The organism is Streptomyces sp. R35 (assembly GCF_041053035.1).
Taxonomy (GTDB): Bacteria; Actinomycetota; Actinomycetes; order Streptomycetales; family Streptomycetaceae; genus Streptomyces; species Streptomyces lutosisoli.
In genome coordinates this window covers 2863333-2879090 of the sequence record NZ_CP163440.1, presented here as the reverse complement: position 1 = coordinate 2879090, position 15758 = coordinate 2863333, and the positions used below count along the sequence as shown (strand labels likewise).

The 15758-nt window shown below is 67.8% G+C and carries 11 protein-coding genes; 4 read left to right on the top strand and 7 right to left on the bottom strand.

Features of this window, described 5'->3' with window-relative positions; all coding sequences use genetic code 11:
• Positions 1-5 precede the first annotated feature (5 nt).
• The 6 genes from AB5J50_RS13370 to AB5J50_RS13345 all read right to left on the bottom strand — a co-directional run bounded on the left by AB5J50_RS13370 (position 6) and on the right by AB5J50_RS13345 (position 8177).
• A complete protein-coding gene (locus AB5J50_RS13370) occupies positions 6-938 on the bottom strand; it encodes a branched-chain amino acid ABC transporter permease (RefSeq protein ID WP_330303837.1) in 933 nt (310 codons plus the stop codon).
• A 111-nt stretch (positions 939-1049) separates the two neighbouring features.
• Positions 1050-2270, bottom strand: coding sequence for a branched-chain amino acid ABC transporter substrate-binding protein (locus AB5J50_RS13365; RefSeq protein ID WP_369257815.1), 1221 nt, complete (start codon positions 2268-2270; stop codon positions 1050-1052).
• A 1073-nt stretch (positions 2271-3343) separates the two neighbouring features.
• Positions 3344-4240 carry a hypothetical protein gene (locus tag AB5J50_RS13360; RefSeq protein ID WP_369257813.1) on the bottom strand — a complete coding sequence of 299 codons (897 nt, stop codon included), beginning with the start codon at positions 4238-4240 and terminating at the stop codon, positions 3344-3346.
• 177 nt (positions 4241-4417) lie between these two features.
• Positions 4418-4837 carry a hypothetical protein gene (locus AB5J50_RS13355; protein ID WP_369257811.1) on the bottom strand — a complete coding sequence of 140 codons (420 nt, stop codon included), beginning with the start codon at positions 4835-4837 and terminating at the stop codon, positions 4418-4420.
• Between the two features lie 525 nt (positions 4838-5362).
• Positions 5363-5824 (bottom strand): PaaI family thioesterase, encoded by a 462-nt coding sequence (locus AB5J50_RS13350; protein ID WP_369257809.1) that lies wholly within the window; start codon positions 5822-5824, stop codon positions 5363-5365.
• 73 nt (positions 5825-5897) lie between these two features.
• Positions 5898-8177: an FdhF/YdeP family oxidoreductase gene (locus AB5J50_RS13345; protein ID WP_369257807.1), complete on the bottom strand. Its 2280-nt coding sequence runs from the start codon at positions 8175-8177 to the stop codon at positions 5898-5900.
• A 123-nt stretch (positions 8178-8300) separates the two neighbouring features.
• Between AB5J50_RS13345 and polA the strand changes: the two genes are divergently transcribed.
• Together polA and AB5J50_RS13335 are read left to right on the top strand one after the other, a co-directional pair.
• Positions 8301-11027, top strand: coding sequence for a DNA polymerase I (polA, locus tag AB5J50_RS13340; RefSeq protein WP_369257805.1), 2727 nt, complete (start codon positions 8301-8303; stop codon positions 11025-11027).
• Between the two features lie 663 nt (positions 11028-11690).
• The gene (locus AB5J50_RS13335; protein ID WP_369257803.1) at positions 11691-12674 is read left to right on the top strand and encodes a serine hydrolase; all 984 of its coding nucleotides are present in this window, start codon (positions 11691-11693) and stop codon (positions 12672-12674) included.
• Here the strand turns inward: AB5J50_RS13335 and AB5J50_RS13330 are convergent.
• Positions 12595-13449, bottom strand: coding sequence for a DUF4184 family protein (locus AB5J50_RS13330; RefSeq protein WP_369257801.1), 855 nt, complete (start codon positions 13447-13449; stop codon positions 12595-12597). The genes AB5J50_RS13335 and AB5J50_RS13330 overlap by 80 nt on opposite strands.
• A 272-nt stretch (positions 13450-13721) precedes the next feature.
• On the opposite strand from AB5J50_RS13330, the gene AB5J50_RS13325 reads away from it, so the two are divergent.
• Together AB5J50_RS13325 and AB5J50_RS13320 are read left to right on the top strand one after the other, a co-directional pair.
• Entirely contained in the window at positions 13722-15428 is a 1707-nt protein-coding gene (locus AB5J50_RS13325; RefSeq protein ID WP_369257799.1) for a lytic murein transglycosylase, read from the top strand.
• A 178-nt stretch (positions 15429-15606) separates the two neighbouring features.
• Positions 15607-15741, top strand: coding sequence for an SPW_0924 family protein (locus tag AB5J50_RS13320; protein WP_327427940.1), 135 nt, complete (start codon positions 15607-15609; stop codon positions 15739-15741).
• The last annotated feature ends 17 nt before the right edge of the window (positions 15742-15758 follow it).

The following is a 15758-nucleotide window of genomic DNA, read 5'->3' as shown; positions in this document are numbered from 1 at the left end:
GGTGCTCACGCCCTGTCCGCGACGCGTTCGCCGACTAGGCCTTGTGGCCTGAACAGCAGTACGAGGATGAGGAGTACGAAGGCCCACACGGAGGCCCAGCCGCCGCCGCCGAGCTGCTGCATGCCGGGGATGCCGTCGATGTAGCTGGTGGCCATGGTTTCGGCGAGGCCGAGGACGAGGCCGCCGATCATGGCGCCGTAGATGTTGCCGATGCCGCCGAGGACGGCCGCGGTGAAGGCCTTGAGGCCCATCTGGAAGCCCATGTCGTACTTGACCGAGCCGTAGCGCAGGCCGTAGGCGACGGCTGCGACGGCGGCGAAGAAGCCGCCGATGGCGAAGGCGATGACGATGATGCGGTTGGTGTCGATGCCCATGAGCTGTGCGGTGTCAGGGTCCTGCGCGGTGGCCTGCATGGCGCGGCCGGTGCGGGAGAGGCTGACGAAGAGGGCGAGGGCTGCCATGCAGATGGGGGCGGCGATGATGACGAAGAGGGAGCCGCTGCTGATGCTGATGGAGCCGAGGTGCCAGGGGCCGCCGTCGATCTGGGGGAAGTTGATGTCGGTCTTGGCGTCCGGGTACCAGTTGAAGACGGCCTGCTGGAGTGCGAGGGAGAGGCCGATGGCGGTGATGAGGGGGGCGAGGCGTGGTGCTCCGCGCAGTGGTCGGTAGGCGAAGCGTTCGGCCCCGACGGCGATGAGGACGGAGACGAGTCCGCCGCCTATGAGCATCGCCGGGAGGGCTATCCACATGGATGTGCCGTTTGGCAGAACGTAAAGGTAGACCGTGAGTGCGCCGAAGCCGCCGGTCATGAAGATCTCGCCGTGGGCGAAGTTGATGAGCTGGACGATGCCGTACACCATCGTGTAGCCGATGGCGATCAGCCCGTACATCGAGCCGAGGAACAGCCCGTTGGCCAGCTGCTGCGGCAGGGTGTTCACCGCATGGCCTCCATGTGGTGGGGAGTGTTGAGCAGGGCGTATGAAACGGGCCGCGCGGTGACGGGTGGTCTGGCCGCGCGGCCCTTGGGTGGTGCTAGCGGCAGGTGGGGATCAGCCGTTGAACGGGCCGCTCTTGACGGCCTTCCACTTGCCGTCGACGACCTGGTAGACGGTGAGCTGCTTGTTGGTGGTGTCGCCGTACTCGTCGAAGGAGACGGGGCCGGCGATGCCGTCGAACTTGGTCTTCTGGACTTCGGCGACGATCTTGGCGCGGGCGTCGCTCGGGATCTTGCCGTCCTTCACGACGTTGCCGATGGCCTTGATGATCGCGGTGGCGGCGTCGTAGGAGTAGCCACCGTAGGTGCCGTAGTCGCCCTTGAGACCGGATGCCTTGTACTTCTTGATGAAGTCGGCGGCGGAGGGCAGGGAGTCGACGGGCTGGCCGACGGAGGTGACGAGGTCGCCTTCGGAGGTCTTGCCGGCGGTCTCGATGTAGGTCGGGGTGAACATGCCGTCACCGCCGAACAGCGGGATCTTGACTCCGCCGTCCTTGAGCTGCTTGGTGAGCTTCTCGGACTCGTCGTACTGGCCGCCGTAGTACACGAGGTCGGCCTTGGAGTTCTTGATCTTGGTGACGAGGGCCGAGAAGTCGGTGTCGCCGGTGTTGACGTGGTCCTCGCCCGCGACCTTGCCGCCGAACTTGGTGAAGTTCGCCTTGAAGAGCTTGGCGAGGCCGGCGCCGTAGGTCTGCTTGTCGTCGACCACGAACACCTTGCGCTTCTTCAGGGTGTTGTAGGCGTAGTCGGCCGCGAAGCCGCCCTGGAGGGCGTCCGTGGTGGCGGTGCGGAAGTACGTCTTGAACGGACGCGACTTCGCGGTCTGCCAGTTCTTGCCCTGGGTGAGCTCGGGGGCCGTGTTGGACGGCGAGATCTCGACCAGGTTGGCGGTGGCGAAGACCTGCTGCATCTGGGTGGCGACGCCGGAGTTCAGCGGGCCGACCACGCCGAGGACCTTCTCGTTCTGGACGAGTCCGGTGGCGTTCGACTGGCCCTGGGCCGGGATGGCCTTGTCGTCGTGCGCCTCGACCTTGAAGGTCACGCCGGGGACGGTGTTGTTCTTGTTGGCGTCGTCGACGGCGATCTGGACGCCGCCCTGAATGCCAAGGCCGGTGGCGGAGTTCTGACCGGTCAGCGGCGCGTCCACGCCGATGATGATCTCGGTCTTCTTGCTGCTCTTGCTGTCTCCGCTGTCGTCGCGCGAGCCGCAGGCGGTCAGCGTGAGTGCTCCTGTGGTGAGCACGGAAGTGAGTATGACCAAAGAACGCTGTCGCACGTTGAATCCTCTCCCTGGCGCGGCTCCCCAGGGTGGGGGCCGTGTGTCTCGCCGGGCCGTACTGGGTGATGCAGGCCGTGCAGTAGACGCGCCCGGCGGCGCGGTGACTGGCCGTGACTATAAGCGCAGGTAGGGGGAGCTCACAGGAGCGTAGGGAAGGCTGTGACGCTCTTGTTATGCGGGGAGTGTCCTGGTGGGCGCAGGACGGGCAATTCGGGCATTTCGGTTAGCTGTTGGGATGGTGACTGCGTGTTCGCATGCTGAGAACGCCCTGTTCCGGTTCGTGGCATGGATTGATCTCGACTGGTGCGGCGGCGGGTTGGGGTGGCCTGCGGGTCGGGCCGCGTGGGGTGCCGTGGCGTAAGCATTGCTTCATTACGGCAGAGGTAACCGACTGTTACCGCCGTGTGAGGTTGCGCCAGGCGTCTCGGCGAGGGAAGCGGACGCCGGGGAGGCTGTGTTGGGGAAGCAGGCGGCGCGCAGGTCGGTCCACTGGTCGTGCGGGGAGGCGCAGCCGAAGAGAAAGCTTTGCTGCTGCCGTGCGGTCTTGTTGCTGAGGGGCAGGTCGAGGTAGGGGACGTCGAAGGCTGGGCGGCAGGGCGGAGGAGTTGTATACGGAGATGCGCACGGTGATCAGGCGGGGCGATCACGCCCTCACTGTCAGTGGCAGCCAGGGCGGGGTCGTGGCACCCAACTCCATTATTCTGGCGTCAAGTTGGCGAACGGCCAAAGCGCAATGAGTCGTAGCGCGCGGTGAGTTGGAGCGACCTGCAGGCTGGCGAAGGTGGTTCTGCGGAATGCTTCAACGTGGAGGGGCGTCCGGGCTGAACGTGGGCCAGACTAGGCAGAGCAGCGTAGTAAGGCCGTGGCCATCAAAGCGGCGGCGATGATCATTGCCGCCGCTCCGCACAGCCCGGTCGAGATGACAATGCTTGATCAATTCAAGCAGCGTGAATTTGGTTGTGTGTTCTTGGACATTCACATGCCAGAGAAGGGCCCATCGTCGTGGGGTGATCCATTAGAGCGAGTGATTGGCGACAAGACGTTGGCGGGCGCCAATCCGCCCAAGGTGTTCATTGAGTACACGGTCGTGCGTCCGCCAACACGCACTTTGCATTCTTTATCCGTTTGGCAAATATCTCGCGGACCGTTGCGAGCTGCTGTGAGTTCTTTGAAATTGCCGCGGATTCGTAGGTTCGCTCAACCGCAGTCGCTCGCTTGTAGGAACTCTGCATCTGGCAGGATCGACTAGCCAGCGCCGCCCGCACTTCCTGCGATGTGGGATTCTTCGAGTTGGTCCACTTGGGGGCGTGTGCTACCGCTCTGGGATCCTTGTATGAAAGCCCGGTTTTATTTTTGAAGCATTTGACCCATCGGCTTTCAGCATCCTGAACGGACGCGTCGTTGGCGGATTCGTGAATTATGCCCGCACGAAGCTTAAGGATCATATTGACGGCGTCCATCTCGCCGCCTGGCCATGCAGGGGTAAAAGGAAAATTAATACCCGTGGAAAGCTGCTCGTCCGCCTTTCCTGCACACCCGAATTTCGAAATCGACTTCCCGTGATAGCTTGCCGCCCTGTCGGTGCGAGTCCCATTCAGGATCAGCAGAATGTTAGTTCTCTTCTCCTTGTCTGCGGGAAAAGGCTTGGCGGGCTCCATGACGGTGTTTTTCGGGTGAAATCCCAGGGTGCGGGTTTCTTTGATGTCGCGAAGTTCTATTTCGTCGCTTTGCGTGATGAGAGAGTCAGCCTCTCCGGTATCAATAAGGATCACCGGGCGCTGGAGAGTGAAACCATAGCTTTTCAAGCATTTGCGTGTAAGTATTTCTTTGGCTTGCGTAATCAATACTCCTTCGTCTGGGGTGGGAATGTAGCCGCCGAGGCGCTGGTCGGGGCTACCGCTGGCAGATTCTCGGGCTACCACTTGCGGATTTTCTGGTCCCGAGCAAGCGGTGACACCGAACAGCATACATATGGAAACCGCGACACAATTGATAACCTTATTGGCTGTGTGCACTGTTCGACTTCCCGGCCCTCTGTGGGCCAAAGCAAGGGATACTCTGATTGCGCCGCAAAACTCCGGGACGGTTATGACTTTGTCCCGGAGTCTAGTGTCAGGCTGCGGAGGCCGCTCGGCCTCGGGGGGTTACGCTATTCCGTAAACGGGCGATCCGCAGTCGAATTCTGTGCTGTCGCCGTAGAGGCAGGCGTTCACCTTCACCTGTTCCCCCTCGGGAAAGTCTGGATACCAAGTGTCGGTCCAGCCGTTCCCGTTGCTGTTCGTGTAGGTGTGACTTTCCGACGGGCTCTTGAACTTCCCCCTCGCGGAGTATCCGTCCTTCTCCTCGTCCGTCACCTGTGCGAGGTCGCCGTTGGAGATAAAGTGTGCGGATGCACCAGCGGTGGTGGCGTTCCAGGCCCACCCGGAGTCCTGGCCAGCGTAAGACGCCGTTGCCGATCCGGCTGTGATGGCCATAGCTGCGACAGCTGGAATCACGAGCAGGCGCAATCTGGATGTTTGACTCATGTCGAACTCCTGATGGTGGTGGGTGACCGGAATGATCACCTCGAGGGGACCCTAACCGCGAATGAAGGGAAAGTAAAGAAAATTCGAACTCGCTTTTCGGGCAATGGGTGGGTAAGTCAGGGCGAGGTGGCTATGGCGATCAATATTGACATTAAGTGCCCTGTGTCCGTTTTGATTCACTCTTGCGCATGCTAGGCGCGGAAATCGGATATTCTGGTGGTGTACGGCTAATTTTGGCCTGTGAGGATCGGCCAATGAGTTCTTCGGCCGACGGGTTTGCTGCCTTGATGTCGTTCGTTGGCATGTGAGAGGAAGCAGCTCCCGTTCGCCTCGGATTGGCGCACTGGCGTGCGGGCGGAGCGCCTGCCGGCATCCGCTGCCGCGCGTCCGTCAGAGATCGACGCCGAGGCTTAGAGTGCGGATCTGCGAGGCTGGCCCCAGGGCTGGTCCCTGTTCGTCGGCCGCTTCCCGCGTTGATCCACTCCGCCGGGGTATGGCGTCGTCGCGCCCCAGATGAACGCGTGCCCCTTGGCGCGCCGCCTGCCGGGGAGCGCCTTCCGGGCGTCAGGAGGTGGGGGCGTCCTTGAGGACGCAGGTGAGGCGGGCGCTGCAGACGCGCTTGCCGTCCTCGTCGGTGATGGCGATCTCGTAGGTCGCCGAGGTGCGTCCCCGGTGTACGGGTGTGGCCACGCCGGTGACGAGGCCGGAGCGGGCTCCGCGGTGATGGGTGCAGTTCAGGTCGACGCCCACGGCGATCTTGGAGCTGCCGCCGTGGAGCATGGCGCCGACGGAGCCGATGGTCTCGGCGAGGACGGCGGAGGCGCCTCCGTGCAGCAGGCCGTAGGGCTGGGTGTTGCCCTCGACCGGCATGGTGCCCACGACGCGGTCGGCGGAGGCCTCGATGATCTGCACGCCCATGCGGGTGCCGAGGTGGCCCGCTGAGAACAGCGCGGGCAGGTCGACGCCGAGGGCGGCGTACTCGTCGAGGACCTCTTGCGGGAACTTCACGGTGTGCTGCTCGCCCATCGGGCCCGGCTCCGTTCGTCGTGGATCACTTCGTCGTGGATCACTGTCGTGATCACTCCTGCTGAGCAAACGCTCAGTCGGTTGCCGATTGTTCCAGACGTACGACGACGGACTTGCTGGCAGGGGTGTTGCTGGTGTCGGCGGTCGCGTCCAGCGGGACCAGGACGTTGGTCTCCGGGTAGTACGCGGCCGCGCAGCCCAGGGCGGTCGGGTAGTGCACGACGCGGAAGCCGGGTGCGCGCCGCTCGACGCCGTCCTTCCACTCGCTGACCAGGTCGACGTACGAGCCGTCCGCGAGCTTCAGTTCGCGCGCGTCCTCGGGGTTGACGAGCACGACCCGGCGGCCGTTCTTGATCCCTCTGTAGCGGTCGTCCAGGCCGTAGATGGTGGTGTTGTACTGGTCGTGCGAGCGCAGGGTCTGCAGCAGCAGGCGGCCCTCGGGGAGCTTCGGGTACTCGACGGGTGCGGCCGTGAAGTTGGCCTTTCCGGTGGCCGTCGGGAAGCGGCGTTCGTCGCGCGGGGCGTGCGGGAGCGCGAAGCCTGCCGGGTTGGCGACGCGCGCGTTGAAGTCCTCGAAGCCGGGGATCACGCGCGCGATGCGGTCGCGGATCGTCGCGTAGTCCTTCTCGAACTCCTCCCAGGGGGTGCGGGAGTCGTGGCCGAGCACGCGGCGGGCGAGCCGGGCCACGATGGCGGGCTCGGACAGCAGCTGCCCGCTCGCGGGCTCCAGCCGGCCGCGTGAGGCGTGCACCATGCCCATGGAGTCCTCGACGGTCACGAACTGTTCGCCGCTGCCCTGGAGGTCGCGCTCGGTGCGGCCGAGGGTCGGCAGGATCAGGGCACGCGCGCCCGTGATCACGTGGCTGCGGTTCAGCTTCGTCGACACGTGCACGGTGAGGCGGGCGCGGCGCATGGCCGCCTCCGTCACCTCGGTGTCGGGCGACGCGGCGACGAAGTTGCCGCCCATCGCGAAGAAGACCTTCGCCTCGCCGTCGCGCAGCGCGCCGATGGCCCGTACGACGTCGTAGCCGTGTCCGCGCGGCGGGGCGAATCCGAACTCCTTCTCCAGGGCGTCGAGGAAGGCCGGGGCGGGGCGCTCGAAGATGCCCATCGTGCGGTCGCCCTGCACGTTCGAGTGGCCGCGGACCGGGCAGACGCCCGCGCCGGGGCGGCCGATGTTGCCGCGCAGCAGCAGGAGGTTGACGACTTCGCGGATCGTGGGCACGGCGTGCTTGTGCTGGGTGAGGCCCATCGCCCAGCACACGATGGTGCGCTGGGAGGCGAGGACCATGCGGAGGGCCTCGTCGATCTTCTCGCGGGTGAGGCCGGTCGCGGTGAGCGTCTCGTCCCAGTCGGCGGCGCGGGCGGCGGCCGCGAACTCCTCGTACCCGTGGGTGTGTTCGGCGATGAACTCCTCGTCGACCGCGCCCTCGGTGTCGAGGATCAGCTTGTTCAGGAGGCGGAAGAGGGCCTGGTCGCCGCCGAGGCGGATCTGCAGGAACAGGTCGGTGAGGGCGGCGCCCTTGATCATGCCCTGGGGGGTCTGCGGGTTCTTGAAGCGTTCGAGGCCCGCCTCGGGCAGCGGATTGACCGTGATGATCTTCGCGCCGTTGGACTTGGCCTTCTCCAGGGCGGAGAGCATGCGCGGGTGGTTCGTGCCGGGGTTCTGCCCGGCGACGATGATCAGGTCCGCCTTGTAGAGGTCGTCGAGGGAGACGCTGCCCTTGCCGATGCCGATGGTCTCGGAGAGGGCGGAACCCGACGACTCGTGGCACATGTTCGAGCAGTCCGGCAGGTTGTTCGTGCCGAGCTCGCGGGCGAACAGCTGGTAGAGGAACGCGGCCTCGTTGCTGGTGCGGCCCGAGGTGTAGAAGAGGGCCTCGTCGGGGGATCCGAGTGCGGCGAGTTCCTCGGCGACGATGTCGAAGGCCCGCTCCCAGGGCACCGGTTCGTAGTGGTCGGCGCCTTCCGCCAGGTACATGGGGTGCGTGAGGCGGCCCTGCTGGCCCAGCCAGTAGCCGCTGCGGGTCGCGAGGTCGGTGACCGAGTGCGCGGCGAAGAAGTCCGGGGTGACCCGGCGCAGGGTGGCCTCCTCGGCGACCGCCTTCGCGCCGTTCTCACAGAACTCCGCCGCGTGCCGGTGCTCCGGCTCGGGCCAGGCGCAGCCCGGGCAGTCGAAGCCGTCTTTCTGGTTGACGCGCAGGAGGGTGAGCGCGGTGCGGCGCACGCCCATCTGCTGCTGCGCGATGCGCAGGGTGTGGCCGATGGCGGGCAGCCCGGCCGCGGCGTGCTTCGGCTCGGTGACCTGCGGTGCGTCCTGAACCGGATCGCTTTTCGGCGGCTTGCTGGCCATCGCTGAACCCCTTCGCGTGCACACATCCCTGCTATGTCACCGATGGTCGCACGCGGCTGTGACAAGGAGCCTGGCGGGCCGGGACGGCTCTCGATGTCAGTGGGCCGTGGCAGGATCGGGGGCGTGGCAGAAACAGCATCGAAGAAGACCGAGAAAACCGCAGGTGCGGGCCGTCCGAGGCTGATGCTCATGGACGGGCACTCGCTGGCGTACCGCGCGTTCTTCGCGCTGCCCGCGGAGAATTTCACGACCGCGACCGGCCAGCCGACGAACGCAATCTATGGTTTCGCGTCGATGCTGGCGAACACGCTGCGCGACGAGGCGCCCACGCATTTCGCGGTGGCGTTCGACGTCTCGCGCAAGACGTGGCGCTCCGAGGAGTTCACCGAGTACAAGGCGAACAGGTCGAAAACCCCGGACGAGTTCAAGGGTCAGGTCGAGCTGATCGGCGAGCTGCTCGACGCGATGCACGCCCAGCGGTTCGCGGTCGACGGCTTCGAGGCCGACGACATCATCGCGACGCTCGCCACACAGGCCGAGGCCGAGGGCTTCGAGGTGCTGATCGTCACCGGCGACCGCGACTCCTTCCAGCTGGTCTCCGAGCACACGACGGTGCTGTATCCGACGAAGGGCGTCTCGGAGCTGACCCGGTTCACTCCTGAGAAGGTCGTCGAGAAGTACGGGCTGACGCCGGCGCAGTACCCCGACTTCGCGGCGCTGCGCGGCGACCCGTCCGACAATCTGCCGGGCATTCCGGGTGTCGGTGAGAAGACGGCCGCGAAGTGGATCAACCAGTTCGGTTCGTTCGCGGAGCTGGTCGAGCGCGTCGACGAGGTCAAGGGCAAGGCCGGGCAGAATCTCCGCGATCACCTGGAGGCGGTGAAGCTCAACCGCCGTCTCACGGAGATGGTGAAGGACGTCGAGCTGCCCAGGACGGTCCCGGACCTGGAGCGCGCGGCGTACGACCGTACGGCTGTCGCGATGGTCCTGGACACCCTGGAGATCCGGAACCCCTCACTGCGCGAGCGTCTCTTCGCCGTCGACCCGGGTGCCGAGGAGGCCGAGGCGACGGCGCCGGCCGCCGAGGGCGTGGAGCTGGACGGCACGGTGCTGGGCGCGGGCGAGCTGAAGTCATGGCTCGCCGAGCACGGGAACACGGTCCTGGGTGTGGCCACGGTCGACTCGTGGGCGCTGGGCACGGGCTCCGTCGCCGAGGTCGCGCTCGCCGCCGCCGACGGGGCGGCCGCGTGGTTCGACCCGACGCAGCTGGACGAGGCCGATGACACCTCGTTCGAGAAGTGGCTCGCCGACCCCAAGAAGCCCAAGGTCATGCACAACGCCAAGGGCGCGATGCGGGTCTTCGCCGAGCACGGCTGGAGCATCGAGGGCGTGTCCATGGACACCGCGCTCGCCGCCTACCTGGTGAAGCCCGGGCGTCGCTCCTTCGCGCTGGACGCCCTGTCGTTGGAGTACCTCGGCCGGGAGCTGGGTCCCGCCGCCGCGGCCGACGGGCAGCTCGCCTTCGGTACGGACGAGCAGGCCGAGGCCGACGCGCTGATGGCGCAGGCCCGCACGATCCTCGACCTGGGCGAGGCGTTCGGCGAGAAGCTGACGGAGGTCGGCGCGGCCGACCTGCTGCGTGACATGGAACTGCCCACGTCCACACTGCTGGCCCGCCTTGAGCGGCACGGCATCGCGGCGGACAAGGCCCACCTGGAGGCCATGGAGCAGATGTTCGCGGGCGCCGTGCAGCAGGCCGTGAAGGAGGCGCACGCGGCGGCCGGGCACGAGTTCAACCTGGGCTCGCCCAAGCAACTCCAGGAAGTCCTCTTCGGCGAGCTGGCCCTGCCCAAGACGAAGAAGACGAAGACGGGCTACACGACGGACGCGGACGCGCTGGCATGGCTCGCGACGCAGACCGAGAACGAACTGCCGGTGATCATGCTCCGGCACCGCGAGCAGGCGAAGCTGCGTTCCACCGTCGAGGGCCTGATCAAGACGATCGCCGCGGACGGCCGCATCCACACCACGTTCAACCAGACGGTGGCGGCGACCGGCCGGCTCTCCTCCACGGACCCGAACCTGCAGAACATCCCGGTCCGTACGGACGAGGGCCGCGCGATCCGCCGCGGCTTCGTGGTCGGCGAGGGCTTCGAGTCGCTGATGACTGCGGACTACAGCCAGATCGAACTCCGTGTGATGGCCCACCTGTCCGAGGACGAGGGCCTGTTGGAGGCGTTCACGTCGGGCGAGGACCTGCACACCACGGTGGCCTCCCAGGTCTTCTCGGTCGAGCGTTCCGCGGTGGACGCGGAGATGCGCCGCAAGATCAAGGCGATGTCCTACGGGCTGGCGTACGGGCTGTCGGCCTTCGGCCTCTCCCAGCAGCTGAACATCGACGCGGGTGAGGCCCGCGGGCTGATGGACACCTACTTCGAGCGGTTCGGAGGCGTACGGGACTATCTGCGCCGCGCGGTCGACGAGGCGAGGGCGACGGGCTACACGGCGACCCTCTTCGGGCGTCGCCGCTACCTGCCGGACCTCAACAGCGACAACCGGCAGCGCCGCGAGGCGGCCGAGCGCATGGCCCTCAACGCCCCCATCCAGGGCACCGCCGCCGACATCGTCAAGATCGCCATGCTGAACGTGGACAAGGCGCTCCGCGAGGCGAACCTCAAGTCCCGCATGCTCCTCCAGGTCCACGACGAAATCGTCCTGGAAATCGCCCCCGGCGAGCGCACCACAACCGAAAACCTCCTCCGCCACGAAATGGCCTCCGCCGTCCAGCTCCGGGCTCCCCTGGACGTATCCATCGGCTCGGGCCCGGACTGGGAGTCGGCAGCGCACTAGCCTCCGGCGGGCGGGGGGGGCGGTCACGGGGGCTGCGGGGGCCTGGCCCACGTGCCTCGGACTACGGGGTGCGGGCCCCGTACCCCGGCCCCACGGGCTGGGCATCCCCCGGCTCGCGGACGCCGAGCCCGCAGACCTCGGCCCACCGGATGCGGGTGGCGGGTGTGGGTTGCGGGCCCCGGACCACGGGCCCAACGGGCTGAGGGCCCCCGGCCCACGGACCTACCGGTGGACGGTAAGTCACGTCCTCCGCCCGGCTCATTCAAGGCCCGGCACCGCAAGGTGCCGGGCCTTGAATGTCCGCCGCAACGGCGAGAAGCCGACACGGCGCTGTTCGGCTGTGCCGAACCGTCCGAATCCCGCCCGGGCCGCCCGCAGGGCAAGTCCGACCCCCGGCCGCGCGGCAAGGGCAAGGCCCAGGCCCCCACGGCAGCCGGAGACACGGCTTCGTACCCCGCCCAGCTCCCGGAGGGACCCGTCCAGCTCCCCGAGGAACCGCCGACATCCCTGGAAGGCCCCCCAAACTCCGGAGGGCCCCGCTCAATCACCGGGAGGGACTCCATCCAGCCCCGGGAGTGATTTCGCCGAACCCCCGGAGGGACCGTCACCCGCGTGGCCCCCGCAAAAGCGCCCCCCGCCCGGCCGGGCCGTAAGGATGCGGGCATGGGTATACGCATGCTCCACTGCCGCACGGCCACAGCCACGGCCGTCGTCGTCGCGGCCACAGCTGTCGTCTCGGCGCTGCTCGCGCCGATACCCGCGGTCGCCGCGAAAGCCAGCACCGCGCAGGTGCCCGCGGCCTGCCGCTCCACCAGTGACCCCGACCTCGCCGCCCAGATGTCCCGCGACATCCGGGCGGCGTTGTCGTCACGCCAGGGCACCGTCTCCGTGGCGGTGCACGATGACGACACCGGCCTGACCTGCGACCTTGCGAGCGAACGGCAGTACGACTCGGCGAGCGTCGCCAAGGTCACGATCATGGAGGGCACTCTGCGCCGGGCGGAGGAGCTCGGCCGCAAACTCACCGACTGGGAACTGGCCAACATCCGCCCCATGATCACCAGGTCGGACAACACCTCCGCCCTGCGCCTGTGGAACGACCTCGGCCACGCCTACCTGGACCGCCTGCTGGCCCGTGTCGGGACGACGGGCACCGTCCTGGGCCCGGACGGCTACTGGGGCCTGACCCAGATCACGGCCGCCGACCAGATGCGGCTGCTGGACGTCCTCACCAATGCCCGCTCGTTCCTGAAGACCCGCGCCTACGGCCTGAAGCTGATGAGCGAGGTCCGCAGCGACCAGCGCTGGGGCGTGCCCTCCGGCATGCCCAGCGGCCTCACGGCCCATGTGAAGAACGGCTGGCTGCCCCGGGCCACGCACGGCTGGCGCGTGCACAGCGTCGGCGCGTTCACCGGTACCAACCGCACCTACCGCATCGTCGTCCTGTCGCACGACAACCCGACGATGGCGTACGGCGTCCGCACCATCGAGCGCATCGCGCAGGCCGTGCACCGCGGCCTCAACCAGGGACGCGGCCGGATCCAGAGCCCCACCCCGGAGGGCGAGATCAGCGAGAAGTCTGACGGCTCGGCTCCGTACGAGCTGCTGCCGGGCTGGGACGAGCCGGAGCCGGACGCCACAACCTGACGCCCGCGGCGTACAGCCCGAGGCCGAGCACCAGGCCCGCGCCCCCACCGAAACACAACGCCGGGATCAACTCCCAGGGCTTCGCGCTGGAACCCCAGTAGGCCCACCAGCGCGAAGCCCGCTGCACCGCGCCCACCAGCGCGCAGCACCCGAGAACGGCACCCGCCAGCCACCGGTCGGAAGCGGACAGCACCGGCACCCCCACCGGTTCGCCGGACGGGGTGCGGCGCAGCGCGATCACCACGAAGGTCACGACGACGACGGCCGCCACCGCCGAACTGCCGTACTGCGCGTACCAGAACAGCGGTGAGCCCCCGGCGTCCCGGCTCAGGGCGGGGATCAGCCGTACCCCCCACCGGTCGTGATGCGTGAACGCGTCCCACACGACATGCGTCAGCGCGCCGAGCGCCGCGGAGACGTACCACCACAAGGCCGTCGGCGGACTCAGGCGCCGACGTGCCGTCCCGCAGCGCAGCAGCCGGGCGGGACGCCCCTGCCGGGCCGGCGGCAGCAGCGCCACCAGTGGCTCGCGCAGCACCAGCCAGGCGCCCACGAGCGTCCATGCGACGAGCACGTCGAAGGTGAAGACACCGGTGAACGAGTGCGTGAAGGTGCCGAACTCCATCGCTCCGGGCAGCACACTCGCCGCGTAATAGGTCATGTCGGGAGCGAACGAACCGGCCACGAGGACGGCGGGAACCAGCCGTCCGCGCCCGCTTCCGTCACCGCGCACGGCGGGCAGCACGGCCGCCGCATGGCTGAGAGTGAAGGGCAAGTCGTCCCCCTACGGCTGGTTTCGGGCGGCCGGCTCGGGCCGGTGATCAATGACGCCCAGTATGAGTGACCTGTGAAATCATGCGAGCCGGCCACTCGGGGCCGGCGTTCCGCGCACATCGCACATGGCCAACCGGTGAATATCGGGCGCGAACGGGTGCCCGCGCAACGGAAGTTGTCGTAGGGTCACCTGGGTCAACGTGCCGGGGAGCGCGGTCGAACGCCGGCAACACAGGCACGAAGAAGCGGTTGTCCACGGGAGGGGCTCACTCAATGGCGGCGCATTTCGGCAGGAGGCTGCGCAAGGGGGCGGCAACCACCGCCGTGGCCGCGGCCGCGGTCGCGGCCCTGTCCGCGTCCCAGGCCCCGGGAGTGATCACCGACGACCACGGCAGGCAGACGACCGGCGCCGATGCCACACCGGACGCGAACAGCGACGACACCGCGAGCGGCAACTCGCGCTACTACACGGACCTCCCGCCGCTCGACAGCCCCAGCCCGTCGCCGACCACCGGCACGCCCGTCGTCACGGGCGAAGCCGAGGCGGGCATACCCGCGACTGTCCTCGACGCCTACAAGAAGGCCGAGGCGTCGCTGCGCGAGTCCAAGCCGGGCTGCAACCTGCCCTGGCAGCTCCTCGCCGCCATCGGCAAGGTCGAGTCCGGCCAGGCCCGCGGCGGCCGCGTCGACGCGAGCGGTACGACGTACTCGCCGATCCTCGGCCCGGTCCTCAACGGCAACGGCTTCGCGAACATCAGCGACACCGACAACGGCGCGTACGACGGCGACTCCACGCACGACCGCGCGGTGGGGCCGATGCAGTTCATCCCCTCCACCTGGGCGTGGGCGGGCCGCGACGGCAACGGCGACGGCAAGAAGGACCCCAACAACGTCTACGACGCGGCGCTCGCGGCCGGTCACTACCTCTGCCGGTTCGACCACGACATGTCGGTCCAGTCGCAGATGAACGCCTCGATCCTCAGCTACAACAACTCGACGGCGTACCTCAACACGGTCCTGTCGTGGCTGGAGTACTACCGCAAGGGCACCCACGAAGTGCCGGACGGCACCGGAACGCTGCCCTCGCACAGCAGCGACGACACCTCCGGCGCGAACCCCAGCCCGTCGTCCCCCTCGACACCGTCCCCCTCGACACCGAGCACCACGACGCCGAGTACGACGGAGCCGGGCACCTCCGAACCGGGCGACGGCGGCTCGACGAGCCCCAGCCCGAGCCCCTCCACGCCCGCCTCGCCCTCGCCGAGCCCGTCGACGCCCACGCCCACCGAGACCGTGGATCACCTGGCCGACTCGGGTACCGGGAAGCTCACCGCGACGGCGGGCGACACGTTCGCCCAGAAGATCGCCGTACGGACCGAGACCGACGCCGACAAGGCCGTGGCGAAGGTCCGGGTCCGGTTCACGATCCTCGGGGACGACACGGACGCCGCCTTCACCAGCGGCGAGACCGTCGCCACGGTGGTCACCAACCGGCTCGGCATGGCCACCGCGCCCGCGCTCGTCGCGGGTGAGAAGACCGGCGACTTCACGGTCCGCGCCACCGTCGTCGGCCGCGTCATGGCCGGCCTCGACTACACGGCGACCGTCACCCCGCGCCAGGCCGACACCCTCACCCGCACCAGCGACACCGAGCTGACCTGCGTGCCGAGCGGCGAGTTCGCCGACCAGGTCGAGGTGAAGGCCACCTACAACGGCGCCGTCGCGGGCAAGGTCGCGGCCACCGCCACGCTCATCAAGTCGGCGGACGACGCGACCGAGAACGACAAGGGCCCGTACTTCAAGGACGCGGACGGCAAGACCGTACGCACCCTCACGGACCTCACCACGGACGCCGACGGCGTGCTGAAGCTCCCGAAGCTGTACGCGGACGACAGCACCGGCACGTTCCTGCTCCGCATCAACACCACGGGCGGCGCGACGCTGACCGTCGAGCTGAAGGTGGCGGCGGCCACCTCGTAGTCCATGCGCACCGCACAGTCCATGCGCACCTCGTAGTTCATACGCGCGTCAGGGCGCCCCTCCCGCTTCCGGGCGGAGGGGCGCCCTTGTCTGTGTGCAACGTGTTCTCATCTCGCCCCGCCGTTGCTACGGTGCCGGACCTGACGATGTATCAGCTCCTGGCCTTCGGGAGGCCCGCATGCGTGCCCTCATCGCCGCCGCGACCGGTCTCGCCGTGGCGCTCGCCCTGGTGCTGACCATCACGGCCATGGGCTCACCGGCCGGCAGAACATCGCCGAAGCCGCTGCTGACGACCGTGCCCGCACACCCGTAGACCGTGTCTTCAGACCC